This is a genomic window from Pseudomonas sp. MYb185 (genome assembly GCF_002979975.1).
Lineage (GTDB): Bacteria > Pseudomonadota > Gammaproteobacteria > Pseudomonadales > Pseudomonadaceae > Halopseudomonas.
Window position 1 is genome coordinate 160,048 of sequence record NZ_PCQD01000004.1, and the last position, 25,725, is coordinate 185,772.

At 60.7% G+C, this 25,725-nt stretch carries 20 protein-coding genes; 19 read left to right on the forward strand and 1 reads right to left on the reverse strand.

All coding sequences use genetic code 11. From position 1 onward, the window contains the following. The first annotated feature begins 212 nt into the window (after nt 1-212). From sdhC to CQ007_RS07730, 11 genes are all read left to right on the forward strand, one after another. The gene (gene sdhC, locus CQ007_RS07680) at nt 213-599 is read left to right on the forward strand and encodes a succinate dehydrogenase, cytochrome b556 subunit (protein ID WP_105645254.1); all 387 of its coding nucleotides are present in this window, start codon (nt 213-215) and stop codon (nt 597-599) included. Further along, nucleotides 593-964: a succinate dehydrogenase, hydrophobic membrane anchor protein gene (gene sdhD, locus CQ007_RS07685; RefSeq protein ID WP_105644786.1), complete on the forward strand. Its 372-nt coding sequence runs from the start codon at nt 593-595 to the stop codon at nt 962-964. The genes sdhC and sdhD overlap by 7 nt, the downstream gene beginning before the upstream one ends. After that, nucleotides 964-2,736, forward strand: a complete 1,773-nt coding sequence (sdhA, locus tag CQ007_RS07690; RefSeq protein WP_105644788.1) for a succinate dehydrogenase flavoprotein subunit — start codon at nt 964-966, stop codon at nt 2,734-2,736. Before sdhD ends, sdhA begins: the two co-directional genes overlap by 1 nt. Nucleotides 2,737-2,747: 11 nt before the next feature. Continuing rightward, nucleotides 2,748-3,452: a succinate dehydrogenase iron-sulfur subunit gene (locus CQ007_RS07695; RefSeq protein ID WP_105644790.1), complete on the forward strand. Its 705-nt coding sequence runs from the start codon at nt 2,748-2,750 to the stop codon at nt 3,450-3,452. Nucleotides 3,453-3,759: 307 nt separating this feature from the next. Beyond that, the gene (locus CQ007_RS07700; RefSeq protein ID WP_105644792.1) at nt 3,760-6,597 is read left to right on the forward strand and encodes a 2-oxoglutarate dehydrogenase E1 component; all 2,838 of its coding nucleotides are present in this window, start codon (nt 3,760-3,762) and stop codon (nt 6,595-6,597) included. Between the two features lie 35 nt (nt 6,598-6,632). Then, entirely contained in the window at nt 6,633-7,865 is a 1,233-nt protein-coding gene (gene odhB, locus CQ007_RS07705; protein WP_105644794.1) for a 2-oxoglutarate dehydrogenase complex dihydrolipoyllysine-residue succinyltransferase, read from the forward strand. 93 nt (nt 7,866-7,958) lie between these two features. Continuing rightward, nucleotides 7,959-9,395, forward strand: coding sequence for a dihydrolipoyl dehydrogenase (gene lpdA, locus CQ007_RS07710; protein WP_105644796.1), 1,437 nt, complete (start codon nt 7,959-7,961; stop codon nt 9,393-9,395). A 204-nt stretch (nt 9,396-9,599) separates the two neighbouring features. Then, on the forward strand, nt 9,600-10,766 hold the full coding sequence (gene sucC, locus CQ007_RS07715) for an ADP-forming succinate--CoA ligase subunit beta (RefSeq protein WP_105644798.1): 1,167 nt from the start codon (nt 9,600-9,602) through the stop codon (nt 10,764-10,766). Then, the gene (gene sucD, locus CQ007_RS07720; RefSeq protein ID WP_105644800.1) at nt 10,766-11,647 is read left to right on the forward strand and encodes a succinate--CoA ligase subunit alpha; all 882 of its coding nucleotides are present in this window, start codon (nt 10,766-10,768) and stop codon (nt 11,645-11,647) included. Before sucC ends, sucD begins: the two co-directional genes overlap by 1 nt. 152 nt (nt 11,648-11,799) lie before the next feature. Continuing rightward, complete coding sequence (brnQ, locus tag CQ007_RS07725; protein ID WP_105644802.1) at nt 11,800-13,110, forward strand: branched-chain amino acid transport system II carrier protein; 1,311 nt, start codon at nt 11,800-11,802, stop codon at nt 13,108-13,110. Nucleotides 13,111-13,129: 19 nt separating this feature from the next. After that, on the forward strand, nt 13,130-13,867 hold the full coding sequence (locus CQ007_RS07730; protein WP_105644804.1) for a DUF599 domain-containing protein: 738 nt from the start codon (nt 13,130-13,132) through the stop codon (nt 13,865-13,867). Between the two features lie 69 nt (nt 13,868-13,936). Here CQ007_RS07730 and CQ007_RS07735 read toward each other — a convergent pair whose 3' ends face one another. After that, entirely contained in the window at nt 13,937-14,293 is a 357-nt protein-coding gene (locus CQ007_RS07735; protein ID WP_177424306.1) for a hypothetical protein, read from the reverse strand. Nucleotides 14,294-14,427: 134 nt separating this feature from the next. On the opposite strand from CQ007_RS07735, the gene CQ007_RS07740 reads away from it, so the two are divergent. The 8 genes from CQ007_RS07740 to CQ007_RS07775 all read left to right on the forward strand — a co-directional run bounded on the left by CQ007_RS07740 (nt 14,428) and on the right by CQ007_RS07775 (nt 25,638). After that, entirely contained in the window at nt 14,428-14,892 is a 465-nt protein-coding gene (locus tag CQ007_RS07740) for a PaaI family thioesterase (RefSeq protein ID WP_105644806.1), read from the forward strand. Then, nucleotides 14,889-15,326, forward strand: a complete 438-nt coding sequence (locus CQ007_RS07745) for a PaaI family thioesterase (protein WP_105644808.1) — start codon at nt 14,889-14,891, stop codon at nt 15,324-15,326. Before CQ007_RS07740 ends, CQ007_RS07745 begins: the two co-directional genes overlap by 4 nt. 35 nt (nt 15,327-15,361) lie before the next feature. Then, nucleotides 15,362-16,354 (forward strand): hypothetical protein, encoded by a 993-nt coding sequence (locus CQ007_RS07750; protein ID WP_105644810.1) that lies wholly within the window; start codon nt 15,362-15,364, stop codon nt 16,352-16,354. A 104-nt stretch (nt 16,355-16,458) separates the two neighbouring features. Next, nucleotides 16,459-18,363, forward strand: a complete 1,905-nt coding sequence (gene htpG / locus CQ007_RS07755; RefSeq protein WP_105644811.1) for a molecular chaperone HtpG — start codon at nt 16,459-16,461, stop codon at nt 18,361-18,363. 585 nt (nt 18,364-18,948) lie between these two features. Beyond that, the gene (locus CQ007_RS07760; RefSeq protein ID WP_105644813.1) at nt 18,949-19,770 is read left to right on the forward strand and encodes a dienelactone hydrolase family protein; all 822 of its coding nucleotides are present in this window, start codon (nt 18,949-18,951) and stop codon (nt 19,768-19,770) included. A gap of 84 nt (nt 19,771-19,854) precedes the next feature. Further along, nucleotides 19,855-20,913, forward strand: a complete 1,059-nt coding sequence (locus CQ007_RS07765; RefSeq protein WP_105644815.1) for an efflux RND transporter periplasmic adaptor subunit — start codon at nt 19,855-19,857, stop codon at nt 20,911-20,913. After that, complete coding sequence (locus tag CQ007_RS07770) at nt 20,910-24,023, forward strand: efflux RND transporter permease subunit (RefSeq protein ID WP_105644817.1); 3,114 nt, start codon at nt 20,910-20,912, stop codon at nt 24,021-24,023. The genes CQ007_RS07765 and CQ007_RS07770 overlap by 4 nt, the downstream gene beginning before the upstream one ends. Nucleotides 24,024-24,288: 265 nt before the next feature. Further along, entirely contained in the window at nt 24,289-25,638 is a 1,350-nt protein-coding gene (locus tag CQ007_RS07775; RefSeq protein ID WP_105644819.1) for a hypothetical protein, read from the forward strand. Nucleotides 25,639-25,725 lie beyond the last annotated feature (87 nt).

Consider the following 25,725-nt stretch of genomic DNA (forward strand, 5'->3'; position numbering starts at 1 on the left):
CGGGATGCGCGCATTTGACGCAGCGGGGGTTCTTGCAAGGGCGGCGGGCGCTGCTGGCTGGGCTTTATCGCGTTGTAATCAGGCGGCCAAGTCTCTATACTCCTTGACCGGCAAAGTGACCCATTCGGCTTCTTCCTTGAAGCTGTGCCGCGCGTCATTTGGGTGTGAACCACACCTTTCTATAATCCAGCCCTGTCCACAGGGTAATGAGTGTGAATATAGCCGTGAATAGCAAAAGACCTGTCAACCTAGATCTCAGGACAATCAAACTTCCTGTCACAGCCTATACGTCTATCGCTCACCGAATTTCGGGAGTCATTCTGTTCATCGCCATTGCTGGTCTGCTTTGGATGCTGAGCACGTCACTGAGTTCCGAAAGCGGTTTCGAGCAAGTCAAGGCATGCCTGCAAAATCCGTTCGCCAAGCTGGTGCTCTGGGGTGTTCTGTCCGCCCTGTTGTATCACCTGGTAGCGGGTATCCGCCATCTGATCATGGATGCCGGCATCGGTGAGGGGCTGGAAAGTGGCCGGCTGGGTTCCAAGCTGGTGATTGTCATCGCCGTTGTTCTGATTGTTCTTCTGGGGGTATGGATATGGTAACCAACGTCACCAACCTGTCGCGCAGCGGTCTATATGACTGGATGGCGCAGCGCGTATCCGCTGTGCTGCTGGCGGCCTATACCCTGTTTATGCTTGGCTTTCTGCTGCTCAACCCCGGGCTGACCTATGCCGAGTGGCAGGGTCTGTTCAGCAACAATGCCATGCGCATCTTCAGCCTGCTGACGCTGGTTGCGCTGAGCGTGCATTCATGGGTCGGCATGTGGACCATCTCCACTGACTACCTCACCCCCATGGCCTTCGGCAAAGCCGCTACCGTGTTGCGCTTCCTGTTCCAGGTGGTCTGCGGTCTGGCGATGTTCGTGCTGTTCGTCTGGGGTGTACAGATTCTGTGGGGTTTTAACTAATGGCTAACATTCGTACTTTGACATTTGACGCCATCATCGTTGGTGGTGGTGGTGCCGGTATGCGCGCGGCGCTGCAACTGGCTCAGGGCGGTCACAAGACTGCCGTCGTAACCAAGGTATTCCCGACCCGTTCGCACACCGTTTCCGCCCAGGGCGGTATTACCTGTGCGATCGCCTCGGCCGACCCGAACGACGATTGGCGCTGGCACATGTATGACACCGTCAAGGGGTCCGACTATATCGGTGACCAGGACGCAATCGAGTACATGTGTTCCGTGGGTCCTGAAGCGGTATTCGAACTCGAGCACATGGGCCTGCCATTCTCCCGTACCGAGCAGGGCCGCATCTATCAGCGTCCGTTCGGTGGTCAGTCCAAGGACTATGGCAACGGTGGCCAGGCCGCGCGTACCTGCGCTGCCGCCGACCGTACCGGTCACGCCCTGCTGCACACCCTGTATCAGGGTAATATCAAGCACAACACCACTTTCCTCAATGAGTGGTATGCGGTCGATCTGGTCAAGAACCAGGACGGCGCCATCGTCGGCGTCATCGCCATCTGCATCGAAACCGGCGAAACCGTCTACATCCGTTCCAAGGCCACTGTTCTGGCCACCGGTGGTGCAGGCCGTATCTACGCCTCGACCACCAACGCCCTGATCAATACCGGTGACGGTGTCGGCATGGCGCTGCGCGCCGGCGTACCGGTCCAGGATATGGAAATGTGGCAGTTCCACCCGACCGGTATTGCCGGTGCCGGTGTACTGGTTACCGAAGGTTGCCGTGGTGAAGGTGGATACCTGATCAACAAGCACGGCGAGCGCTTCATGGAGCGTTACGCTCCCAACGCCAAGGACCTTGCCGGTCGTGACGTCGTGGCCCGCTCCATGGTCAAGGAAATCCTGGCTGGCAACGGTTGTGGCCCGGATGGCGACCACGTCATGCTGAAGCTGGATCACCTGGGTGAGGAAGTGCTGCACAGCCGCCTGCCGGGTATCTGTGAGCTGTCCAAGACCTTCGCCCATGTCGACCCGGTCACTGCCCCGGTGCCGGTAGTACCGACCTGTCACTACATGATGGGTGGTGTTGCCACCAACATCCATGGTCAGGCGATCGCCCAGGATGCCGAAGGCAACGACAAGATCATCGAAGGCCTGTTCGCCGTTGGCGAAGTGGCCTGCGTATCGGTACACGGTGCCAACCGTCTGGGCGGTAACTCGCTGCTCGACCTGGTGGTATTCGGTCGCGCTGCCGGCCTGCACCTGGAAAGCGCTCTGAAGGAAGGTATCGACTACCGCGGCGCTTCCGAGTCCGACATCGAAGCCTCCCTGTCCCGCCTGTCCGGCATCAACACCCGTACTACCGGTGAAGACGTCGCTCCGCTGCGCAAGGAACTGCAGAACTGCATGCAGAACTACTTCGGTGTATTCCGTACCGGCGAATACATGCAGAAGGGCATCAAGGAGCTGGAAGGCCTGCGTGAGCGCATCGCCAACGTCAAGATCGACGACAAGAGCAACGCGTTCAACACCGCGCGGATCGAAGCGCTGGAACTGCAGAACCTGCTGGAAGTGGCCGAGGCGACCGCCATTGCCGCTGACACACGTACTGAAAGCCGTGGCGCGCATGCCCGTGAAGACTTCACCGAGCGTGACGACGAAAACTGGCTGTGCCACAGCATGTACCATCCGCAGACCAAGCAGCTGACCAAGCGTGCGGTCAACTTCGCGCCGAAGACCGTTCCGGTGTTCGAACCCAAAGTCCGCACATATTAAGGGGATCCGATATGTTGCAAGTCAGTATCTATCGTTACAACCCTGAGACCGACAAGGCTCCCTACATGCAGGACTTCCAGGTCGACACCGAGGGCAAGGACCTGATGGTGCTGGACGTTCTGCAGCTGGCCAAGGAGCAGGACGCTGGGCTGGGTTTCCGCCGCGCCTGCCGTGAAGGTGTGTGCGGTTCCGATGGCATGAACATCAACGGCAAGAACGGGCTCGCTTGCATCACTCCGCTGTCAAGTGTAGTGAAGAACAACAAGCTGGTTCTGCGTCCGTTGCCGGGTTTGCCGGTAATCCGTGACCTGGTCGTGGATATGAGCATCTTCTATAAGCAATACGAGAAGGTTCAGCCTTATCTGCAGAACGACACGCCGGCGCCGGCTATCGAGCGCCTGCAGTCGCCGGAGGAGCGGGAAAAGCTGGATGGCCTGTACGAGTGCATTCTCTGTGCATGCTGCTCCACGTCCTGCCCTTCGTTCTGGTGGAACCCGGACAAGTTCATTGGTCCTGCGGGTCTGTTGCAGGCTTACCGCTTCCTGGCGGACAGCCGCGACACCGAGACCGAGAACCGCCTGGCAGCGCTGGATGATCCGTTCAGCGTGTTCCGCTGCCGTGGCATCATGAACTGCGTGAATGTCTGCCCCAAGGGTCTGAATCCGACCCGGGCAATCGGACATATCCGCAACATGCTGCTGCAAAGCGGGACTTGAGTAGGGCTCTGTTTGAGCACGAGTCTGCGCCGGCCCCTGCATCAGGGGTCGGCCAGTAATTGAATTCGGACCGCCGCTCACAAAGCAGCGGTCTGTATTATGTAGCTAAACCAACAGGGGCAACGGGTAACACCCGAACTATCTGTCGGGGCCGGCAATATTCCGGTTTCGCGGAATGTGACAGAGCAGGGCGATTGGCAGGGACAATGCCGAGACCCCATCTGACTGTTCTGCACGGATGGCAATCTGATTGCCAATTAATGGTCTTTTGCGCCAGGTGGTGTCCCCTTATAGAGGGTGACCAAGAATGCCAGACAGCGAAATGCAGCAGCTGTGGAGTACATCTCACCTATCCGGTGGGAATGCCTCCTACGTTGAAGAGCTCTATGAGCTCTATCTGCACGATCCGAACAGTGTCGCCGAAGAATGGCGCAGCTATTTCGACAAGCTGCCCCAGATCACCGGCTCCACCGGCTCGGACATTTCCCATTCCACCATCCGCGAGCATTTCCTGTCGCTCGCGCAGAACAACCGCCGTCCGCAGGCGGTAAGCGGTGGCCAGGTCAGCAGCGAGCGTGACAAGAAGCAGGTCGGTGTGCTGCGCCTGATTCAGGCCTACCGCATGCGTGGCCACCAGGCTTCCAGTCTCGATCCGCTGGGGTTGTGGGAGCGGGAAGAAATCGCTGATCTGACGCTGGCCGAGTATGGCCTGACCGACGCTGATCTGGACACCGTGTTCCGTACCGGTGAGCTGAACATCGGCAAGGAAGAGGCGCCCCTGCGTGAAATTCTCGAAGCACTGAAGTCGACCTATTGCGGTACCTTCGGGGCTGAATACATGCATATCGTCGATTCTGCTCAGCGCCGCTGGTTCCAGCAGCGCCTGGAGAGCGTGCGCGGCAAGCCGCAGCATTCGACCGAAAGCAAACGTCACCTGCTCGAGCGCCTGACCGCCGCCGAAGGCCTGGAAAAGTACCTGGGCACCAAGTACCCCGGCACCAAGCGTTTCGGTGTGGAAGGTGGCGAGAGCCTGATCCCCATGCTCGACGAGATCATCCAGCGCTCCGGCTCCTATGGGGTCAACGAAGTCGTACTGGGCATGGCTCACCGTGGCCGTCTCAACGTGCTGGTCAACACCCTGGGCAAGAACCCGCGCGATCTGTTCGACGAGTTCGAAGGCAAGAAGATGATCGACCTGGGCTCCGGTGACGTGAAATATCACCAGGGCTTTTCGTCCAACGTCATGACCTCCGGCGGCGAAGTGCATCTGGCGCTGTCGTTCAACCCCTCGCACCTGGAGATCGTCTCTCCGGTGGTCGAAGGCTCGGTGCGTGCCCGTCAGGACCGCCGCAAGGATGCCACCGGTGACAAGGTGCTGCCGATCAGCATCCATGGCGACGCTGCCTTTGCCGGCCAGGGCGTGGTCATGGAAACCTTCCAGATGTCCCAGACCCGCGCCTACAAGACCGGTGGCACCATCCATATCGTGGTCAACAACCAGGTCGGCTTTACCACCAGCCGTCAGGAAGATGCCCGCTCCACCGAGTACTGCACCGACATCGCCAAGATGATTCAGGCGCCGATCTTCCACGTCAACGGGGATGATCCGGAAGCCGTGCTGTTCGTCACCCAGTTGGCAGTCGACTACCGCATGCAGTTCAAGCGTGACGTGGTGATCGACCTGGTGTGCTACCGCCGTCGCGGCCACAACGAAGCGGACGAGCCGTCCGGCACCCAGCCGCGCATGTACGCGGTGATCAGCAAGCACCCGACTACCCGCGAGATCTACGCCAAGCGTCTGGTCGAAGGTGGCGCGCTGACCGAAGAGGATGTGCAGAAGCGAATCGAGGAGTACCGTACCGCCCTGGACAATGGCGATCACGTGGTGAAAAGCCTGGTCAAGGAGCCTGACTCCAACTCCTTCGTTGACTGGAGACCCTACCTGGGCCACCAGTGGACTGCGCGCCATGACACCCGCTTCGACCTCAAGACCCTGCAGGAGCTGGCCAACCGCCTGACCAACCTGCCGGACGGTCTGGTGGTACAGCGCCAGGTAGCCAAGATCATCGAGGACCGGGTGAAGATGGCCGCTGGCGGCCTGGCCCTGAACTGGGGCTTCGCCGAAACCATGGCCTACGCCACCCTGCTGCACGAAGGGCATCCGGTGCGTATTACCGGCCAGGACGTGGGACGCGGTACCTTCTCCCACCGTCATGCGGTGCTGCACAACCAGAAAGGCGATGGCGCCTACATTCCGCTGGCCAACCTCAGCGAGAACCAGCCACGCCTGGATATCTACGACTCCCTGCTGTCGGAAGAGGCGGTGCTGGCCTTCGAATACGGCTACGCTACCACCACGCCCAATGCGCTGGTGATCTGGGAAGCGCAGTTCGGCGACTTCGCCAACGGTGCCCAGGTGGTGATCGACCAGTTCATCACCAGTGGTGAGCACAAGTGGGGCCGCCTGTGCGGTCTGACCATGCTGCTGCCGCACGGCTATGAAGGTCAGGGGCCGGAGCACTCTTCCGCACGTCTGGAGCGCTTCCTGCAGCTGTGCGCCGAGCAGAACATCCAGGTCTGCGTACCGACCACGCCGGCCCAGATCTACCATCTGCTGCGCCGTCAGGTGATTCGCCCGCTGCGCAAGCCGCTGGTGGTACTGACGCCGAAATCCCTGCTGCGTCATAAACTGGCAATCTCCACCCTGGAAGATCTGGCCGAAGGGTCCTTCCAGACCGTGATTCCCGAAGCCGACGCGATCGATCCGGCGAAGGTGGACCGGGTGGTCATGTGCAGCGGCAAGGTGTACTACGATTTGCTGGAGAAGCGTCGCGCCGATGAGCTCGAGAATGTCGCCATCGTCCGTATCGAACAGCTGTACCCGTTCCCGGAAGACGACCTGGCCGAGGTTCTTGCCCCTTACAGCGGACTGAAGAAAGTGGTCTGGTGTCAGGAAGAGCCCATGAACCAGGGTGCCTGGTACTGCAGCCAGCATCACATGCGCCGCGTGCTGGCACAGCACAGCGTCAGCAATCTGTATCTGGACTACGCTGGACGAGAGGCTTCCGCAGCACCTGCTGGTGGCTACCCCTCCGTTCATGCAGAAGAACAAGCGAAACTCCTGCAGGACGCGCTCTACGCTTGAGCCACTGCACAACACAGTTTATTTAAGGATTGACAATGGCGATTGAAATCAAGGCCCCTACATTCCCCGAATCGGTTGCGGACGGCACTGTTGCCACCTGGCACAAGCAGCCCGGCGACGCAGTCAAGCGCGATGACCTGATCGTTGACATCGAGACCGACAAGGTTGTTCTGGAAGTTCTGGCCGAAGCCGATGGCGTGCTGGGCGATATCATCAAGGGCGAAGGCGATACCGTCCTCAGCGGCGAGAAACTGGGTACGCTGAACGAAGGCGCCACTGCCGCACCGAAGGCCGAGGCCGCGCCGGCAGCAACTGCGGCTCCCGCCGCTGCCGCCGAAGCCGAAGCGGGTGATGAGCAACTGCTGAATCCGGCAGCGCGCAAGCTGGCCGAAGAAAGTGGCCTGGATCCTGCCCAGATCAAGGGCACCGGCAAGGGCGGTCGCGTCACCAAGGAAGACGTGCTCAACGCCATCGAGGCGAAGAAATCCGCTCCGGCTGCTGCCGCTGCACCGGCCGCCAAGCCTGCTGCCGCCAGCGCCTCCTCGGTCATGCTGAGCGAAGGTGACCGCGTCGAGAAGCGCGTGCCCATGACCCGCCTGCGTGCGCGCATTGCCGAGCGTCTGGTCGAGGCGCAGTCGAGCATGGCCATGCTGACGACCTACAACGAAGTCGACATGAAGCCGATCATGGACCTGCGCAAGAAGTACAAGGACCTGTTCGAGAAGAAGCACAATGGCGTACGCCTGGGCTTCATGTCCTTCTTCGTCAAGGCGGCTACCGAAGCGCTGAAGCGTTTCCCCGCGGTCAACGCCTCCATCGATGGCAAGGACATCGTCTATCACGGCTACCAGGATATCGGTGTGGCCGTATCCAGTGACCGTGGTCTGGTGGTGCCGGTGCTGCGCAACACCGAGTTCATGAACCTGGCCCAGATCGAAGGCACCATCAGCGACTTCGGCCGCAAGGCACGCGATGGCAAGCTGTCCATGGAGGAAATGACTGGTGGTACTTTCACCATTTCCAACGGCGGGGTATTCGGTTCGCTGCTGTCTTCGCCGATCGTAAACCCCCCGCAGGCCGCCATTCTGGGCATGCACAAGATCCAGGAGCGCCCGATGGCCGTTGATGGCCAGGTGGTGATCCGGCCGATGATGTATCTGGCGCTGTCCTATGACCACCGCCTGATCGATGGCAAGGAAGCGGTCAGCTTCCTGGTCGCGATCAAGGAGCTGCTGGAAGATCCGGCTCGCATGCTGTTGGACATCTGACCGCAGCAACTGGTTTTAACGCGTCAAGCGGCAGACTGCCGGTAGTCGTACCGGCAGTTTGGGATATAGAGCTGCAAACAGAGGAATTGGTTTATGAGCGACAAATTTGATGTAGTGGTCATCGGTGCCGGTCCGGGGGGCTATGTAGCCGCCATCCGCGCTGCCCAGCTGGGTCTGAAAACAGCCTGTATCGAGAAGTACCAGGGCAAGGATGGCAAGCTGGCACTGGGCGGCACCTGCCTGAACGTGGGTTGCATTCCTTCCAAGGCATTGCTGGACAGCTCTTGGAAATACCATGAAGCAAAGGATGCATTCCAGGTCCACGGCATTTCCACCGGTGACGTGACGATGGACGTCTCGACCATGATTGGTCGCAAGGATCAGATCGTCAAGAACCTCACCGGCGGTGTTGCCGGCCTGCTCAAGGCCAACGGCGTTACTGTTTACCAGGGTCACGGCAAACTGCTGGCTGGCAAGCAGGTCGAAGTCACCAAGGAAGACGGCAGCAGCGAAGTGCTGGCCGCTGAGAACGTGATTCTGGCCTCCGGTTCGCGCCCGGTCGAAATTCCCCCGGCTCCGGTGGATCAGAAGGTCATCGTTGACTCCACCGGCGCGCTGGACTTCGAGTCCGTTCCCAAGCGTCTGGGTGTGATTGGCGCGGGCGTGATCGGTCTGGAGCTGGGCTCGGTATGGTCGCGTCTGGGTGCTGAAGTGACCGTTATCGAAGCACTGGACAAGTTCCTGCCAGCTGCCGACGAGCAATTGTCCAAGGAAGCGCTGAAAATCTACACCAAGCAGGGCCTGAATGTGCTGCTGGGTGCGCGTGTTACCGGTAGCGAAGTCAAGGGCGAGGAAGTTGCCGTCAAGTTCACTGACGCCAAGGGCGATCAGGAACTGGTGTTCGACAAGCTGATCGTGGCTGTTGGCCGCCGTCCGGTGACCACCGATCTGCTGGCCGCTGACTCGGGTGTTACCCTGGACGAGCGTGGCTACGTATTCGTTGACGACCACTGTGCCACTTCGGTGCCGGGCGTGTACGCCATCGGTGACGTGGTACGCGGCCTGATGCTGGCCCACAAGGCCTCGGAAGAGGGTGTCGTGGTGGCCGAGCGCATCGCCGGGCACAAGGCGCAGATGAACTACGACCTGATTCCGTCGGTCATCTATACCCATCCGGAAGCCGCCTGGGTTGGCAAGAACGAGCAGCAGCTGAAAACCGAAGGCGTTGAAATCAACGTCGGCGTGTTCCCCTTCGCTGCCAGTGGTCGCGCCATGGCCGCCAACGATACTGCCGGCTTCGTCAAGATCATCGCCTGCGCCAAGAGCGACCGTGTACTGGGCGTACACGTTATCGGGCCAAGCGCTGCCGAGCTGGTACAGCAGGGCGCTATCGCCATGGAATTCGGCACCAGTGCCGAAGACCTGGGCATGATGGTCTTCGCTCACCCGACCATGTCGGAAGCGATGAAGGAAGCTGCTCTGGCAGTGAACGGCCACGCGATTCACATCGCCAACCGCAAGAAGCGTTAAGTAATCCTCCCCGGACCGCCGGCACTTCCGCACAGCGGATGTGCCGGCGGCCTGGTTGCCGATTCACAAGGCAAGGTCGAAGGATCGACCATCACCCCCGGGGGTGACTCGGGTATGCAGGGACTCTGGTCCGGCAGCCTGATCGGTGACAGTGGCGCAGTACCGTCACTGTTATGAAATTCATATGAACAACGGTACAAATGAATGAATCTTCACGAATATCAGGGGAAGCAGCTGTTCGCTGAGTACGGCCTTCCTGTCTCCAAAGGTATTGCTGTCGACACTCCTGAAGCAGCTGCCGAAGCCTGTGACACCATCGGTGGTTCCGAGTGGGTAGTCAAAGCCCAGGTCCACGCTGGTGGCCGCGGCAAGGCTGGTGGCGTCAAGCTGGTCAAGAACAAGGAAGACGCCAAGGCCTTTGCCGAGAAGTGGCTGGGTCAGCGTCTGGTAACCTATCAGACCGATGCCAACGGTCAGCCGGTGACCAAGATTCTGGTAGAGTCCTGCACTGATATCGACCAGGAACTCTATCTGGGCGCCGTCGTGGATCGTTCCACCCGCCGTATCGTTTTCATGGCATCCACCGAAGGTGGCGTTGAAATCGAGAAGGTCGCTGAAGAAACTCCCGAGAAAATCCTCAAGGCCACCATCGATCCGCTGGTCGGTCCGCAGCCCTACCAGGGCCGTGACCTGGCTTTCCAGCTGGGCCTGAAGGGCGACCAGATCAAGCAGTTCACCAATATCTTCGTCGGTCTGGGCAAGTTGTTCGCCGACTACGACCTGGCGCTGCTGGAAATCAACCCGCTGGTGATCAAGAAAGACGGCAACCTGCACTGCCTGGACGCCAAGATCAACATCGACGCCAACGCCCTGTACCGTCAACCCAAGCTGCGCGCCATGCACGATCCGTCCCAGGACGATGCCCGTGAAGCGCATGCTGCCCAGTTCGAACTGAACTACGTGGCGCTGGAAGGCAACATCGGCTGCATGGTCAACGGTGCCGGTCTGGCCATGGGTACCATGGACATCGTCAACCTGCACGGCGGCAAGCCGGCCAACTTCCTCGACGTCGGCGGCGGTGCAACCAAGGAGCGCGTGACTGAAGCGTTCAAGATCATCCTCTCCGACAGCAATGTGGCCGCGGTTCTGGTCAACATCTTCGGTGGCATCGTGCGTTGCGACATGATCGCCGAAGGCATCATCGGTGCGGTCAAGGATGTAGGCGTCAAGGTGCCGGTAGTGGTGCGCCTGGAAGGCAACAACGCCGACCTGGGTGCCAAGGTACTGGCTGAAAGTGGTTTGAACATCATCGCAGCAACCAGTCTGACCGACGCTGCAGTACAGGTCGTCAAAGCGGCGGAGGGCAAGTAATGAGCATCCTGATCGACAAGAACACCAAGGTAATCTGCCAGGGCATCACCGGCTCGCAGGGCTCCTTCCACACCGAACAGGCCATTGCCTACGGTACTCAGATGGTCGGTGGCGTTACCCCGGGCAAGGGTGGCACTACGCACCTGGGCCTGCCGGTATTCAACACTGTGCGCGAAGCAGTGGAAGCTACTGGTGCTGATGCCTCCGTGATCTACGTTCCGGCTCCGTTCTGCAAGGATTCCATCCTGGAAGCCGCCAACGCCGGTATCAAGCTGATCGTATGCATCACCGAAGGTATCGCTACCCTCGACATGCTGGATGCCAAGGTCAAGTGCGACGAACTGGGCGTACGCCTGATCGGGCCTAACTGCCCGGGCGTCATCACCCCCGGCGAGTGCAAGATCGGCATCATGCCCGGCCACATCCACCTGCCAGGCAAGGTAGGCATCGTTTCCCGCTCCGGCACCCTGACCTACGAAGCGGTCAAGCAGACCACTGACGCCGGTTTCGGTCAGTCCAGCTGCGTCGGTATCGGCGGTGACCCGATCCCTGGCTCCAACTTCATCGATATCCTGAAGCTGTTCCAGGAAGATCCGCAGACCGAAGCCATCGTCATGATCGGCGAGATCGGCGGTAGCGCTGAAGAAGAAGCCGCTGCCTTCATCAAGGCCAATGTGACCAAGCCGGTGGTGTCCTACATCGCTGGTGTGACTGCTCCGGCAGGCAAGCGCATGGGCCATGCCGGTGCGATCATCTCCGGCGGCAAGGGTACTGCCGACGAGAAGTTCGCTGCCCTGGAAGACGCAGGCGTGAAGACCGTCCGCTCGCTGGCCGATATCGGCAAGGCGCTGTCGGAACTGACTGGCTGGGAAATGAAGTAATTCCCCGCTGATCTGCAAGCAAAACCCCGCCTCGGCGGGGTTTTGTCATTTTTGGTTCACAACATGACCGGGAGCAGCCCTTTTGCCCATACGCATGTTTATAATGCCCGCATTGCTGTCTGTACCGGGCAGTCCCTGACAGAAGAATTTCAATGAAGACATTATCGCCGGCCAATATTCTGGCCCTCGGTTTCATGACCTTCGCCCTGTTTCTGGGTGCAGGCAATATCATCTTTCCGCCCAGCGCCGGTCTGTTGGCCGGTGAGAACATGTGGCCCACCGCGCTGGGATTCCTGCTGACTGCGGTGGGTTTACCGCTGCTGACGCTGGTTGCGCTGGCGCGGGTTGGTGGTGGTATCCAGGAGCTGACCGCGCCGCTGGGGAAATATCCCGGCCTGATCCTGGCCATTCTGGTCTATCTCTCCATCGGGCCGCTGTTCGCCACGCCACGAACCGCCGTGGTGTCGTATGAGGTGGGTGTGGTCGGATTGGTCGAGGACAGCTGGCAGGCGCTGCTGATCTATTCGCTGGTGTATTTCACTGTGGTGTTGTGCCTGGCATTGAAGCCCGGCCGCCTGGTGGACAATATCGGCAAGCTGATCACGCCAGTGCTGCTACTGGCATTGGTGATTCTCGGTATAGCGGCGCTGCTGTTCCCGGCAGGTGATGTCAGTGAGGCGGCATCGGCCTACCGGGAAAACCCGCTTATCGAGGGTGTTCTGCAAGGCTATTTGACCATGGACGCCCTGGGGGCGCTGGTGTTCGGTGTGGTGATCACCCGAGCCATTCGTGATCGCCAGGTGCAGGAAACCCATGTGGTGACCCGCTATACGATTACTGCATCGGTGATCGCTGCCGTTGGTTTGGCCCTGGTCTACCTGGCGCTGTTTCAGCTGGGCGCTACCAGCAGCTCATTGGTGGAGCCGGGCGCCAATGGTGGGCAGATCCTGGCCGCCTTCGTCCAGTATCGTTTCGGTACGGCGGGCAGCCTGCTGCTGGCGGTGGTGATCACCCTGGCATGCCTGACCACCGCGGTAGGGCTGATATCGGCCTGTGGCGCGTTTTTCAGTCGCGAGTTTCCGGTCAGCTATGAACAGGTGGTTTGGGTATTCACCATCTTCTGCATGGCGGTATCCAACCAGGGGCTGGACAGCCTGATCCGGGTTTCCATCCCGGTGCTGGTGGGGTTGTACCCGCTGGCTATCGTGCTGGTCTGTCTTGGCCTGTTCCTGCCAGGTTGGCAGCGTCCGCAGAACATCATGCGCCCGGTGATGCTGGTCGCCTTGTTGTTCGGTATCATCGATGGCCTCAAGGCCGCCGGTTTCATGGACCGTGATACGGCCTGGATGAGTGGCCTGCCGTTTGCTTCTCTGGGGCTGGGCTGGTTGGTGCCGGCCATCGTCATGCTGGTCATCGCCATTGTGGTGGACCAGTTACGCTATGGCAGGCTGCGCAGCGCATGAGTTCGTTGAAGGAAGCACAATGAACGATATTCTCCATGCCGAATCGCTCTGGCTGAATTTTACCGCCTTTGGCTGGTTCATCTTCTGCTGGATCGGCTATACCCGCTACGCCTGGCACAAAGGGCGGGATACGCCCTGCCTGGCGAGCGTACTGCACCTGTATCGCAAGGACTGGATGAGCCGGCTGCTGCTGCGTGAGCAGCGCATTGCCGACGCCAGCCTGATCAGCAACCTGGAGCGCAACACCTCGTTCTTCGCCTCCAGCACGTTGCTGATCGTGGCGGGGTTGATCACCGTGATGGGGGCAACGGATCGGGCCCAGAGCCTGCTGCAGGAACTGCCATTCGTGGCCTCGGTCAGCCGTGAAATTTCGGAGGTGAAGCTGCTGGCGATGCTGGGTATCTTCGTCTACGCGTTCTTCACCTTCTCCTGGGCGATGCGTCAGTACAACTTTGCTTCAGTGCTGTTTGGCTCGGCTCCACTGGTAGGGGAGAAGCATGTCAGCGAGATCGAACGCAAGGCCTTCGCCACCCGGGCGGCCAAGGTGCTGTCCAAGGCTGCGCACTCCTTCAACCTGGGCTTGCGTTCCTATTACTTCGCGCTGGCGATGCTCTGCTGGTTCATCAACCCCTGGGTGTTCATGGGCATGACCGCGGGCGTGGTATATGTGTTGTACCGTCGGGAGTTCAAATCCACGGTGCTGGAAGTGCTGATGGCGACGCCGGCGCAGTTCCCCGAACCCCCGCCAGAGCAATGACTGACGCACAAACAATATCGGCCGCATAAGCGGCCGATATTGTCGTGGGGTATACAGCAACTGCGGGGGTTATTCGCCGTTCATGCGCTGGTTCAGATCGTCCCGGGCATCAGCGGCGGCTTCCTTGGCCTGTTGACCTTTTTCCTGCAGGTAATCGGTGGAGTCATCATAGGCTTCACTGATCCTGTCGCCGGCTGCATCCAGATTCTCCTGAATGCGTTCGCCGGTAGTCGGCTCGTTATTGAAGGTTTCGTCGGCTTTCTGCTCGATGGCATCGCCGGTATCTTCGATGGCATCACCTACATTGTCCATCGCATCGGACATGGACTCGCGAGCCGACTCCATCTTGTCTTCCGGCTTGTCCTGACAGGCTGCCAGCATACCGAGACTGGCCATGAGGATGGCCGTTGCGCAAAGCTTTTTCATCTGATTCTCCAAGTGATGATTCACTGTCTGGTTAGTCCGGCGTAAGCGGCAAGAGTTCCCGCTTCGCTACACCAAGCGTAGTAGATTCATGCTGGTCTGTTAAAATCTGGAGTTTTGTATCCGGTGGGCTTGATATGAGTATTGAACAACGCGCACGCAACTTCCTGTCCGTGCTGCGCCATTGCCAGGTGCTTGGCATGACGGTGGAGCAGGCCGATGAGAGCGGCCTGGTCATCAAACTGCCCTACAGTGAACTCATTGTCGGCAATCCGGTGACCGGTGTGGTGCACGGTGGGGCAATCACCACCCTGATGGACAGCTGCTGTGGCATTTCCACGGTCTGTTACCTGGATGATTTCGAGATCTGCCCGACGCTGGACCTGCGCATCGACTATATGCATCCGGCCGAGCCGGGGGCGCCGATCTTCGGTTTTGCCGAATGCTACCGGGTAACGCCCACGATCATCTTCACCCGCGGCGTGGCCTACCAGCACAGCCGAGAGGAGCCGCTGGCCCACGTGGTGGGCACCTTCATGCGCATGGGCAAGGGTACGCTGGAGTCGGGGCAGGTACGCCCCGCAGCAGGAGGCGCAGCATGAACCAGCATATCGAACAGTTGGTGCGCGATGCCCACCAGACCGGTGACTACCGGCCGCTGATAGAACAGATCCCCTATGCGCAGATGCTCGGCATGCGGGTATTGCGGCTGGGGGAGGAGATGGTCTTCCACCTGCCCATCAGCAAGGACAATATCGGCAATCCGGTATTGCCCGCGTTGCATGGCGGCGTGCTGGCTGGTTTCATGGAGCTGGCGGCCATGTTGCATCTGATGGTCAGCATGAACAGCCCGACCTTTCCCAAGATTATTGATTTTTCCGTGGATTACCTGCGGGCCGGCCTGTCCCGGGATACCTATGCGACCTGTCAGGTATGGCGTCAGGGGCGGCGAGTGGGTAATGTGGCGATTACCGCATGGCAAACCCGCTCGGACGAGCCGGTGGCCACGGCACGGGCGCATTTCAAGCTGGATTGAATTTTCGACAGCCGTACGAGTGGAGATGTCAGGACATGGAAGCCTTGTTGTTACTTGGCGGTGCTGTATTACTGACCCTGGGCTGGCTGTGGCTGGTGATCGCCGCTGTGCGATTGTCGGTCGGCAGGATGCTGCTGGCGCTGCTGTTCGCGCCGCTGACCCTGGTATTGCGCGGGCTTGGCTATCCGTTGTGGCCGCGTCTGCTGCTGTTGTTCGGGTTGTGCGCTGCGATTGCCGGTGCAGCACTGCTGCAGGTCAATCATCCTGAGCGTATGCAGGCGCTGCTATCGGGTCGCTGGGCGGTGGAGCCCGAGGCGGCCAGCGACCTGCGCGGCACCATCATGGGCCAGCCGTTCGTGCCGAACCGGATATTCTGGCGCGGTGAGGATCTGGTGTTCGAGGAAGGCCCGGCCGACCGGGTTCGCCGCTCGCTGACCATTCGCTTTGCCAATGCCCGCGAGCTGCTGCTTGCCCCGGTCATCGAGCGCCTGCCCGAGGACCAGGGCGCGTGGCCGGAGCTGATCCTGCGCTGGCACACCGGCGCCCTGTCCGAACCGGGGTTGCGCCGGGTGTCGGGGGACTACAGTCTGAGCCTGGATTTCGCCCAACCGGTTGCCGGACGGGTCGAGGGACGCATCCACCTGCATCTGCCGACCATCCACAGCACCTGGTTGACCGGTCAGGTCGTGCTGTCCTCCACGCCGGAATGGTTGCTCGAGCGCGAACGTGCCAGGCGTGTCGTGCTGTATTCCCGGACCAGCGAACCGGCTGTCGCAGCGCCAGCCGAGGCGCCACCTGTGCCGCCGCAGTGGCGGGAGCTGAGTCTGCTGGCGCTGATGGACGAGCCGCAGCTGTTCAGCGGCGCAGCGGTACGTCTGACCACCTGGTCCGGGCGTACGCACCTGGGCAGTTTCAAGGAGTTGAGCGCCGAGCAGCGCCTGATCCTGTCACAGGAGCGGGGGCCGCATCAGGTCGAGTTGCACTTTCACCCGCTGGATATCCGCCGGATCGAGGAGCGCGCTCGCTGATCCGGTCATGCCTTGAAATTCTCCTGCCGCATCCCCATCAATGACCCATCTGCCCGGTTGCTGCCGGGTGAAGGCCCTTTGTGAAACATGGAGATACTGCAAACATGACCGTGGAAGCCCAGAAGGAAACGCTTGGATTTCAGACCGAAGTGAAGCAACTGCTGCACCTGATGATCCATTCGATGTACTCGAACAAGGAGATCTTCCTCCGCGAGCTGATTTCCAACGCCTCGGACGCCTCGGACAAGCTGCGCTTCGAAGCCATCGCCCAGCCGCAACTGCTGGAAGATGATCCGAACCTGCGCATCCGCATCAGCGCTGACGAACAGGCCAGGACCCTGACCATCGAGGACAACGGCATCGGCATGTCCCGCGAGGAGGTCATCAGCCACCTGGGTACCATCGCCAAGTCGGGTACCGCCGCGTTCATGCAGCAGCTGACCGGTGACCAGAAGAAGGACGCCAGTCTGATCGGCCAGTTCGGTGTGGGCTTCTACAGTGCCTTCATCGTTGCTGACAAGGTCGAGGTATTCACCCGCCGTGCCGGCGCCGATGCTGCTGAGGGGGTGCGCTGGGAGTCGGCGGGCGAGGGCGACTTCACCATCGAGAACATCGACAAGCCCGGGCGTGGCACACGCATTGTGTTGCATCTGAAGGCCGACGAGAGCGAGTTCGCCGATGGCTGGCGCCTGCGCAACGTCATCAAGAAGTATTCCGACCATATCTCCCTGCCGATCGAGCTGCCCAAGCAGCATCTCGGTGAGGAGCAGGACAAGCCGGCCGAGCCGGAATGGGAAACCGTCAACCGCGCCAGCGCGCTGTGGACCCGCCCGCGTACCGAGGTCAAGGAAGAGGAGTACCAGGAGTTCTACAAGCACGTTGCCCATGACTTCGAGAACCCGCTGAGCTGGAGCCATAACAAGGTCGAAGGCAAGCTGGAATACACCAGCCTGCTGTACGTTCCCGGCCGCGCACCCTTCGACCTGTATCAGCGCGAGGCGCCGCGTGGGCTGAAGCTCTATGTGCAGCGCGTGTTCATCATGGATGATGCCGAGCAGTTCCTGCCGCTGTACCTGCGCTTCATCAAGGGGGTGGTGGACTCCAACGACCTGTCGCTGAACGTCTCCCGGGAGATCCTGCAGAAGGACCCGGCCATCGACAGTATGAAGTCGGCCCTGACCAAGCGCGTCCTGGACATGCTGGAGAAGCTGGCGAAGAACGATGCTGAGAAATACGCTGCCTTCTGGAAGGCCTTCGGCAGCGTGATGAAGGAAGGTCCGGCGGAAGACTTCGCCAACCGCGAGAAGATCGCCGGCCTGCTGCGTTTCGCCTCCACCGCGCAAAGCGATGACAGTGAAGTGGTCAGCCTGGATGCCTACATCGAGCGCATGCAGGAAGGTCAGGACAAGATCTACTACCTCACGGGCGAGCGCTACAACCAGGTCAAGAACAGCCCGCATCTGGAGATCTTCCGCAAGAAGGGTATCGAGGTGCTGCTGTTGACCGACCGTATCGACGAGTGGCTGATGAGCCACCTGAGCGAGTACAAGGACAAGCAGTTCGTCGATGTCGCTCGCGGTGATCTGGACCTGGGCAAACTGGAAGGCGAAGAGGACAAGCAGGCCCAGGAAGAGGCGGCCAAGGCCAAGGCCGATCTGGTCGAGCGGGTCAAGCAGGTGTTGGCCGACAGTGTGGATGAGGTCAAGGTCTCGCATCGTCTGACCGACTCCCCGGCGGTACTGGTGATCAACGAAGACGGCATGGGTCTGCAGATGCGCAAGATCCTCGAAGCCACTGGGCAGAAGGCACCGGAAAGCAAGCCGATCCTGGAGATCAATCCGGCACACCCGCTGCTGGAAAAGCTCGATCAGGAGCAGGACGAGGATCGCTTCGCCGATCTGACCCACATCCTGTTCGACCAGGCCGCGCTGGCCGCCGGCGAAGCGTTGCAGGACCCGGGCAGTTATGTGCGTCGGCTCAACGCGCTGCTGGTCGAGCTGAGCAAGTAATACCGCTGTAACAACGCCCGGTGTGGGGAGGCTCACACCGGGCGTTGTCATTTCTGCGTGTCCTGCACTCCCTATAAACACCGTCACTGCGAACCCGTAGGGAGCGGCAGTCGGTTGGCGTCTGCAACTGGCCAGTGCCTCAAAGGCACGGTCATTGCGAACCCCGCAGGGAGCGGCAGTCGGTTGGCGCCTGCAACTGGCCAGCGCCTCGAAAGCACAGTCATTGCGAGCCCGCAGGGAGCGGCAGGCGGTTGGCGTCTGCAACTGGCCAGTGCCTCAAAAGCACAGTCATTGCGAGCCCGTAGGGCGTGGCAATCCATGGGCGGCGACATGCTCCGCGTAAAGCCGTGGTGAGCAGCCGCCATTGCAGAACGCGCACCCCGCCATCCATGGCGCTCGTCTACGGCCGTCCCTGGCCGCAGACGGTTCTGCAATGGCGGCTGCTCACCACGGCCTGCGACTTCGGGGCGGCAAAGCCCTGGGGTGTAGCGCGCCTGCGCTACGCCGGACAGGACTGCCAGCCGTTTCCCAAGTTGCGTCTTCTTGTCTATTCTGTGCTGAGCATCCTTGGCTCAGGAACCTCCTATGAAAAGAATTCTCGGTATGTTGCTCATGGCCGGCAGCGCAGGGCTGGTGCAGGCGGGCATGGTCACGCAGGCAGTGGACTATCAGATCGACGGTGAGACCTATCAAGGCATGCTGGTATATGACAACGCGGTCACTGAAAGACGGCCCGGGTTGCTGATGGTGCCGAACTGGATGGGCGTTACCGACAACGCGGCGAAGAAGGCCTTCCGCGCTGGTGGTTCGGAATTTATCGTGTTCGTCGCCGATATGTACGGCAAGGATATCCGCCCGGCCAATGCCGAGGAGGCGGGCAAGGCTGCCGGACTGGTGCGGTCCGACCGGGCCTTGATGCGCAAGCGGGCCAATGCGGCGCTGGAGGCATTCAAGGCCCAGTCCGACAAGGTCGCGCTGGATGTCGAGCGCCTGGGTGCGATCGGCTTCTGCTTTGGCGGCGGCACGGTGCTGGAGCTGGCCCGTTCCGGTAGTGCAATTGGCGGCGTGGTGTCCTTCCATGGCAACCTGGATACGCCGAACCCGAAGGATGCCAGTGCGATCCGCACGCCACTGCTGGTGCTGCACGGCGCAGATGATCCTTATGTTCCGCCGGAGCAGGTCGCTGCCTTCGAGAATGAGATGCGTGAGGCCAAGGTCAATGACTGGCAGTTGATCAGCTATGGCGGTGCCGTGCATTCATTCACTGACCCTACCGCCAATATGCCGGGCCAGGCGCAATACGATGCACGGGTGGCAGGGCGAGCATTTTCTCAAATGCGAATGTTTTTCAATGAGACCCTGAAAGCTGGTACTATTTCGACACAACCGCAGCAAAACAATCCCTAGCCGATTGATTCTCTGTTTGTCACACTTCGGCTACACCCGACTGCGATAATCAGCAGTCGAGGCTGAACCCGAAGGAATCATTGGATGATGAAGTTGATCAGGAGTGCACAGCGCAGGGTGCTGTGTCATGCAGCCGGCTGTGTTCTTCTTTTTTCCCTGCCGGTGCAGGCAGAGGAGGAGGTATTTCAGGTCTCTGCCGAGCCGGTCCGGGAAATCCGTGTGGCCAGCCGGATCGAGGCGCTGGGTACCTTGTACGCCAACGAGACGGCGGTGCTGGCGGCCAATCTCACCGAAACCATTTCCGAGATCAATTTTTCCGATGGCCAGCGGGTCAAGGCTGGCGACATCCTGGTGGCGCTGACCAATCGCGAACAATTGGCCCAGCTGGACGAGGCGCGCACTGGTGTCGCCGATGCCGAGCAGCAGTTGGAACGGGCCAGGCAACTGATTGCCAGCAAGTATGTATCGCGCCAGGAACTGGACGACCGCACCCGCGAGTTCAATATCGCCAAGGCCCGCTTGCGAGCAGTGGAGGCGCGGCTGGCCGATCGGCTGATCCGTGCGCCGTTCGACAGTGTGGTCGGGCTGCGCCAGGTCAGTGTCGGAACCCTGCTGACGCCGGGCATGGCGGTGACGACACTGCATGACGACAGCGTGATGAAGCTGGACTTCACTGTGCCGGAGCTCAGGTTGGCGGATATCCAGCCGGGGCAGCGGATCATCGCCAGCAGCCGGGCCTTTGCCGAGGAGCAGTTCGAGGGCGAGGTAGCGGTGCTGGACAATGAGGTGGATCTGGTCACCCGTTCGATTCGCGTGCGTGCCCTGATACCCAACCCCGCCGGTCTGCTGCGTCCGGGCATGCTGATGAAGGTGCTGGTGGAAGGTGAGCCGCGCCAGGCGCTGGTCATTCCGGAGGGCGCCTTGCTGCCCCTGGGCAAGCAGCAGTTCGTGATGGTGGTCACCGAGCGCGATGGTGAGACCGTCGCCGGACGCCTGGAAGTGAAGATTGGTGAGCGTAGCGCCGGGATGGTCGAGGTGGTCGAAGGCTTGAGCAAGGACCAGCAGGTCATCACCCATGGCAATTTCCGCGTCAGCCCCGGTCAGCAGATCGAGGTCAAGGTGCCCGAGGAAGTCCTGCCGTGATCCTCTCCGACACCGCTGTACTGCGCCCGGTATTCGCCACCGTGGTATCGCTGCTGCTGATCATCTTCGGCCTGGTGGCCTACCAGACCTTGCCGTTGCGCGAATACCCCGACATCGACCCTCCCGTCGTCACCATCGACACCACCTATCGTGGTGCCTCGGCCAGCATCATCGATTCCCAGGTGACACAGATCATCGAGGAGAACATCGCCGGCATCGAAGGTGTCGAGTACATCGAGTCGAGAAGCGAGGATGGCCGCTCGCAGATCACCGTGCGTTTTTCCATCGATCGCGATGTCAGCGAGGCGGCCAACGATGTGCGTGACCGGGTCTCGAGAATATTGCCGGACCTGCCGGTGGAGGCCGATCCGCCCGAGATCGAGAAGCAGGATGCCAACCAGGACGTGGTGGTGTGGTGGAACCTCAACAGTGATCGTCTATCGGTGCCCGAGCTGACCGATTATGCCGACCGTTATCTGATCGACCGTTTCTCCAACCTCAAGGGGGTGGCCCGGGTGCGGATTGGCGGGGCGCAGCCCTGGGCCATGCGTGTCTGGCTGGATGCCGAGTTGCTCGCTGCGCACAACCTGACTGTCGATGACGTGGAGCAGGCGTTGCGCCAGGAGAACGTCGAGTTGCCGGCTGGCAGCATCGAGTCGGTTGATCGCCAGTTCACTGTGCGCGTGCAGCGGGCTTTCAGTACCGCCGAGGACTTCGCCCAGCTGGTGGTGTCCCGGGGTGCAGACAATCACCTGGTGCGTTTGCGCGATGTCGCGCTGGTGGAACGCGGTACCGAAGAACAGCGCAGCCTGTTTCGTGGCAACGGTGTGCCCATGGTCGGTATCGGTCTGGAGCGTCAGTCCACGGCCAATACGTTGGAGATTTCTCGCTCCGCCGCGCAATTGGTGGAGGAAATCAATCCGACCCTGCCTGAGGGCATGCGCCTGAGCCCCAGTTTCGATAGTTCGATCTTCATCGAAGGCGCGATCGGCGAGGTGTACCGTACCCTGACCATCGCGCTGGTGCTGGTGGTGCTGGCGATCTTCCTGTTCCTTGGCAGTCCGCGGGCGGTGCTGGTGCCGGCTGTCACCCTGCCGGTATCGATGACCGCGACCTTCATCGCGTTGATGGTGTTCGGCTTCACCGTCAACCTGCTGACCTTGCTGGCACTGGTGCTGGCCATCTCGCTGGTGGTGGACGACGCCATCATCGTGCTGGAGAACATCCGCCGGCGCATCGATGAGGAGGGCGAGACGCCGTTGGTCGCCGCGTTCCGTGGTACCCGGCAGGTCGGCTTTGCCGTGGTTTCCACCACCCTGGTGCTGATTGCGGTATTCGTGCCGATCGCCTTTCTGAGCGGGGACGTCGGCAAGCTGTTTGCCGAGTTCGCCCTGACCATGGCGGCAGCGGTGGTGTTTTCCAGCTTCGTGGCGCTGACGCTGTCGCCGGCCCTGGCGTCGAAGATTCTGCGCCGCAATGACGACAACCACCGCCTGGTACGCACCGTCGACTGGGCTCTGCAGCGCAGCCGGAAGCTCTACAGCACGGTGTTGCTGCTGGCGTTGCGGATACGCTGGTTGACGGTACTGTTCTTTGCCGCGCTGTCGGTGCTGAGCATCTGGCTGATCACCCAACTACCCAATGAGTACACTCCGATCGAGGACCGGGGGGTGTTCATGATCATGGTCAATGGGCCGGAAGGGGCCACCTTCGACTACATGGTCGAGTACATGGATGAGATCGAGTCGCGGGTAATGGACCTGGTCGAGAGCGGCGAGGTGTCACGTATCATGGTACGCGCGCCGCGCTCCTTTGGTGCCATCACCACCTTCAATACCGGCATGCTCAACGTGGTGCTGAACGACTGGGCGGATCGCCGGCCAGCCACCGAGATCATCGAGGAGCTGCGTGAGCGGTTCACCGACCTGTCCGGAGTGCGCATCATCCCGATCATGCGCCAGGGCTTCGGCGCCGGGCGCGACCAGCCGTTCCAGCTGGTGATCGGTGGCGCTGGCACCTACCAGGAACTGGCCGAATGGCGGGATATCCTGCTGGAGAAGCTGGCACAGGATAACCCCGGCCTGATCAACATCGATACCGATTACAAGGAAACCCAGCCACAGCTGGAGGTGCATATCGACTACGACCGGGCGGCGGCGCTGGGGGTCAATATCAACACCATCGGCCGTACTCTGGAGACCATGCTCGGTTCGCGTCGGGTCACCACCTATCTGGATGATGGTGAAGAATACGATGTGATTCTCGAGGCGGAGAAGCTGGACAAGCGTACCCCGTCGAGCATGCAGAATATCTATGTACGTTCGGCCACCAGCGGTGCGCTGATTCCGCTGTCGAACCTGATCACCATCGAGGAATATGCCGGCTCCACCACCCTCAACCGCTATAACCGCAACCGCGCCATCACCATCGACGCATCCATGCTGCCGGGGCTGGCTCTGGGTGATGCGCTGGACCACGTTGAGCAACTGGCCCGGGATAACCTGCCGGAAACCCTGGTGATCGGATACAAGGGCCAGTCGCTGGATCTGCGCAATGCCAGCGGCTCGATGATGTTCGTCTTCATGCTCGGCGGGCTGGTGATCTTCCTGGTACTGGCTGCGTTGTTCGAGAGCTTCGTGCATCCGCTGGTGATCATGCTCGGCGTACCCATGGCCATCGGTGGTGGGCTGATCGGGCTGTGGGTGACCGGCAACAGTCTCAATCTGTACAGCCAGATCGCGCTGCTGATGTTGATCGGCCTGGCGGCCAAGAACGGTATTCTGATCGTCGAGTTCGCCAACCAGCTGCGTGATGCCGGGCGCAGCTTCGATGAGGCGTTGGTGCAGGCGAGTATCCTGCGCCTGCGCCCGATCCTGATGACCGGTGTGACCACGGTGGCCGGAGCCATACCGCTGATCATGGCCTCCGGGGCGGGTGCGGAGACCCGGGCGGTGATCGGTATCGTGGTGGTATGGGGGGTGACGGTATCGATGTTCGTGACGCTGATACTGATCCCGGTGCTGTATAGCCTTCTGGCACGTCGCACCGGGTCGCCGCTGGCGGTCAGACGGCGGCTGGAGCAGGAGTCGCAGCCCGAACTGGACGGTTGAAACAACTGGAAACAGGCTATTCACCAGATTGATGGCGAAGGTGTGGGGATAGTCGTGGGCGGGTGCGAGCCATGTATTGTCTGGAGTTGGAGCTCGACTGGCGCCTGCTGCCCTGGCCGAGAAGCCCTCCCGGCAGCGGCTGGGGCAGCGCTTGCCAGCAATGGCTCATGCAGACTTTCCCGCTGCCTTGCATAATGGCTTGAGCCCACGCCTTCCAGGTTGGCGGGCCGAATAATAAATCCAATAAAAAGCCACGGAGTCTGACATGTCCAAACCCGAATTGCCCGGATGGCGCTGGGGGCCATTCATTTTTCGCCTGCCTTTCTACCACACCAGACTGTACTGGCCCGAGGCTTTGCAGGGGCTGTTCGTTGCCGCTGCCACTGGCCTGTCGCTGGTGCCGTTGATGACTATGTTCTTCGGTCTGACCTTCGAAGAAGCCGTGGCGCTATCGATGCTGCACTCGATTTTGATCGGTTCGGCGCTGATCTTCTTCGGCGAGCCCTATGCGCCAGGCTGGATCACACCGGCCCTGCCATTGGTGCTGGCCTTCGTTCTGGGCAGTTACGAGGACCCCGTTCTGCGCTTTCAGGCGATGACGGCGATATCGCTGAACTTCGCTCTGTTGCTGTTTATTCTCGGTGTGTCCGGGCTGGGCAAGAAGTTCGTACTCTGGCTCCCGGATACCCTCAAGGCCGGCATCATTCTTGGGGCGGCCATTGCTGCACTCAAGCGAGTGTTCATCGATGACGCCGAGCGCTTCCTGCTGCAGCAGCCGATCATCACCACGCTGGCCTGTGCGGTGTGCCTGATATTCGCCTTTTCCTTGCCGATGGCCCGGCTGAAGGAGAAATATCACCTGGTCGCCCTTATCGGTGCGATGGGGCTGCTGCCGGGTTTTCTGCTGGCGGCGCTGGTGGGACCGCTGGTGGGGGAGGTCAGCTATGAGATCGAGTGGGGCATCCTGATCCCACCGGTGGGCGACCTGTGGCTGAAGGTCTCGCCATTTGCGATCGGCTGGCCGAGCGCCGAGATGTTCATCAAGGGTATTCCGCTGGCGTTGATCACCTATGTGATCCTGTTCGGCGACATTGTCACCGGCAACGAGATGATCCGTGAGGGTATGGCTACCCGCAAGGATGAGCATATCGATATCAACCCCAACCGGACGCATCTGTCGTTGGCTATCCGTAATGGCCTGATGGGCCTGTTCGCACCCTTCTTTCCAACCCAGGGCGCGCTGTGGACCGGGGTCCATGTCATCATCGTGCAGCGCTGGAAGCAGGGGCGACGGGCGATGGACAGCCTGCACAGCGGGCTGGTGTCCTATTACCTCATGGGCATTCCGGTGCTGTTCGTGCTGCTGCCGCTGGTGACCGGCCTGCGTCCGTTGCTGGGCGTAGCACTGTCGCTGACCCTGGTACTGACTGGCTTCGCCTGCGCCTACATCGCCATGGCGATTCCCAGGAACAACACCTCGCGTGGGGCGGTGGTACTGATTGGCACGGGGCTGGCGCTCTTCGAGCCCTGGATCGGCCTGCTGTTCGGCATCATCACCACGCTGCTGTTGGTGGGCTGGGACCGCAATCCCGACCCTATTCCCCACGAGGACTGAGTACCTCTCTCCACTCGCATAGCCCCTGCAGGAGCCATAGTATGACGGTTCCTGCAGGGAGCAGCTCCAACTGCTGTGCTATGCTCG

What these genes read in the sequence shown, in the direction of transcription:
- sucC (WP_105644798.1), top strand. Translation starts at nt 9,600, where the DNA reads ATGAATCTTCACGAATATCAGGGGAAGCAGCTGTTCGCTGAGTACGGC.
- CQ007_RS07740 (WP_105644806.1), top strand. Translation starts at nt 14,428, where the DNA reads ATGAGTATTGAACAACGCGCACGCAACTTCCTGTCCGTGCTGCGCCAT.
- brnQ (WP_105644802.1), top strand. Translation starts at nt 11,800, where the DNA reads ATGAAGACATTATCGCCGGCCAATATTCTGGCCCTCGGTTTCATGACC.
- CQ007_RS07730 (WP_105644804.1), top strand. Translation starts at nt 13,130, where the DNA reads ATGAACGATATTCTCCATGCCGAATCGCTCTGGCTGAATTTTACCGCC.
- CQ007_RS07765 (WP_105644815.1), top strand. Translation starts at nt 19,855, where the DNA reads ATGATGAAGTTGATCAGGAGTGCACAGCGCAGGGTGCTGTGTCATGCA.
- CQ007_RS07700 (WP_105644792.1), top strand. Translation starts at nt 3,760, where the DNA reads ATGCCAGACAGCGAAATGCAGCAGCTGTGGAGTACATCTCACCTATCC.
- lpdA (WP_105644796.1), top strand. Translation starts at nt 7,959, where the DNA reads ATGAGCGACAAATTTGATGTAGTGGTCATCGGTGCCGGTCCGGGGGGC.
- sucD (WP_105644800.1), top strand. Translation starts at nt 10,766, where the DNA reads ATGAGCATCCTGATCGACAAGAACACCAAGGTAATCTGCCAGGGCATC.
- CQ007_RS07775 (WP_105644819.1), top strand. Translation starts at nt 24,289, where the DNA reads ATGTCCAAACCCGAATTGCCCGGATGGCGCTGGGGGCCATTCATTTTT.
- sdhD (WP_105644786.1), top strand. Translation starts at nt 593, where the DNA reads ATGGTAACCAACGTCACCAACCTGTCGCGCAGCGGTCTATATGACTGG.
- htpG (WP_105644811.1), top strand. Translation starts at nt 16,459, where the DNA reads ATGACCGTGGAAGCCCAGAAGGAAACGCTTGGATTTCAGACCGAAGTG.
- CQ007_RS07695 (WP_105644790.1), top strand. Translation starts at nt 2,748, where the DNA reads ATGTTGCAAGTCAGTATCTATCGTTACAACCCTGAGACCGACAAGGCT.
- sdhA (WP_105644788.1), top strand. Translation starts at nt 964, where the DNA reads ATGGCTAACATTCGTACTTTGACATTTGACGCCATCATCGTTGGTGGT.
- odhB (WP_105644794.1), top strand. Translation starts at nt 6,633, where the DNA reads ATGGCGATTGAAATCAAGGCCCCTACATTCCCCGAATCGGTTGCGGAC.
- CQ007_RS07760 (WP_105644813.1), top strand. Translation starts at nt 18,949, where the DNA reads ATGAAAAGAATTCTCGGTATGTTGCTCATGGCCGGCAGCGCAGGGCTG.
- CQ007_RS07745 (WP_105644808.1), top strand. Translation starts at nt 14,889, where the DNA reads ATGAACCAGCATATCGAACAGTTGGTGCGCGATGCCCACCAGACCGGT.
- CQ007_RS07735 (WP_177424306.1), bottom strand. Translation starts at nt 14,293, where the DNA reads ATGAAAAAGCTTTGCGCAACGGCCATCCTCATGGCCAGTCTCGGTATG.
- CQ007_RS07750 (WP_105644810.1), top strand. Translation starts at nt 15,362, where the DNA reads ATGGAAGCCTTGTTGTTACTTGGCGGTGCTGTATTACTGACCCTGGGC.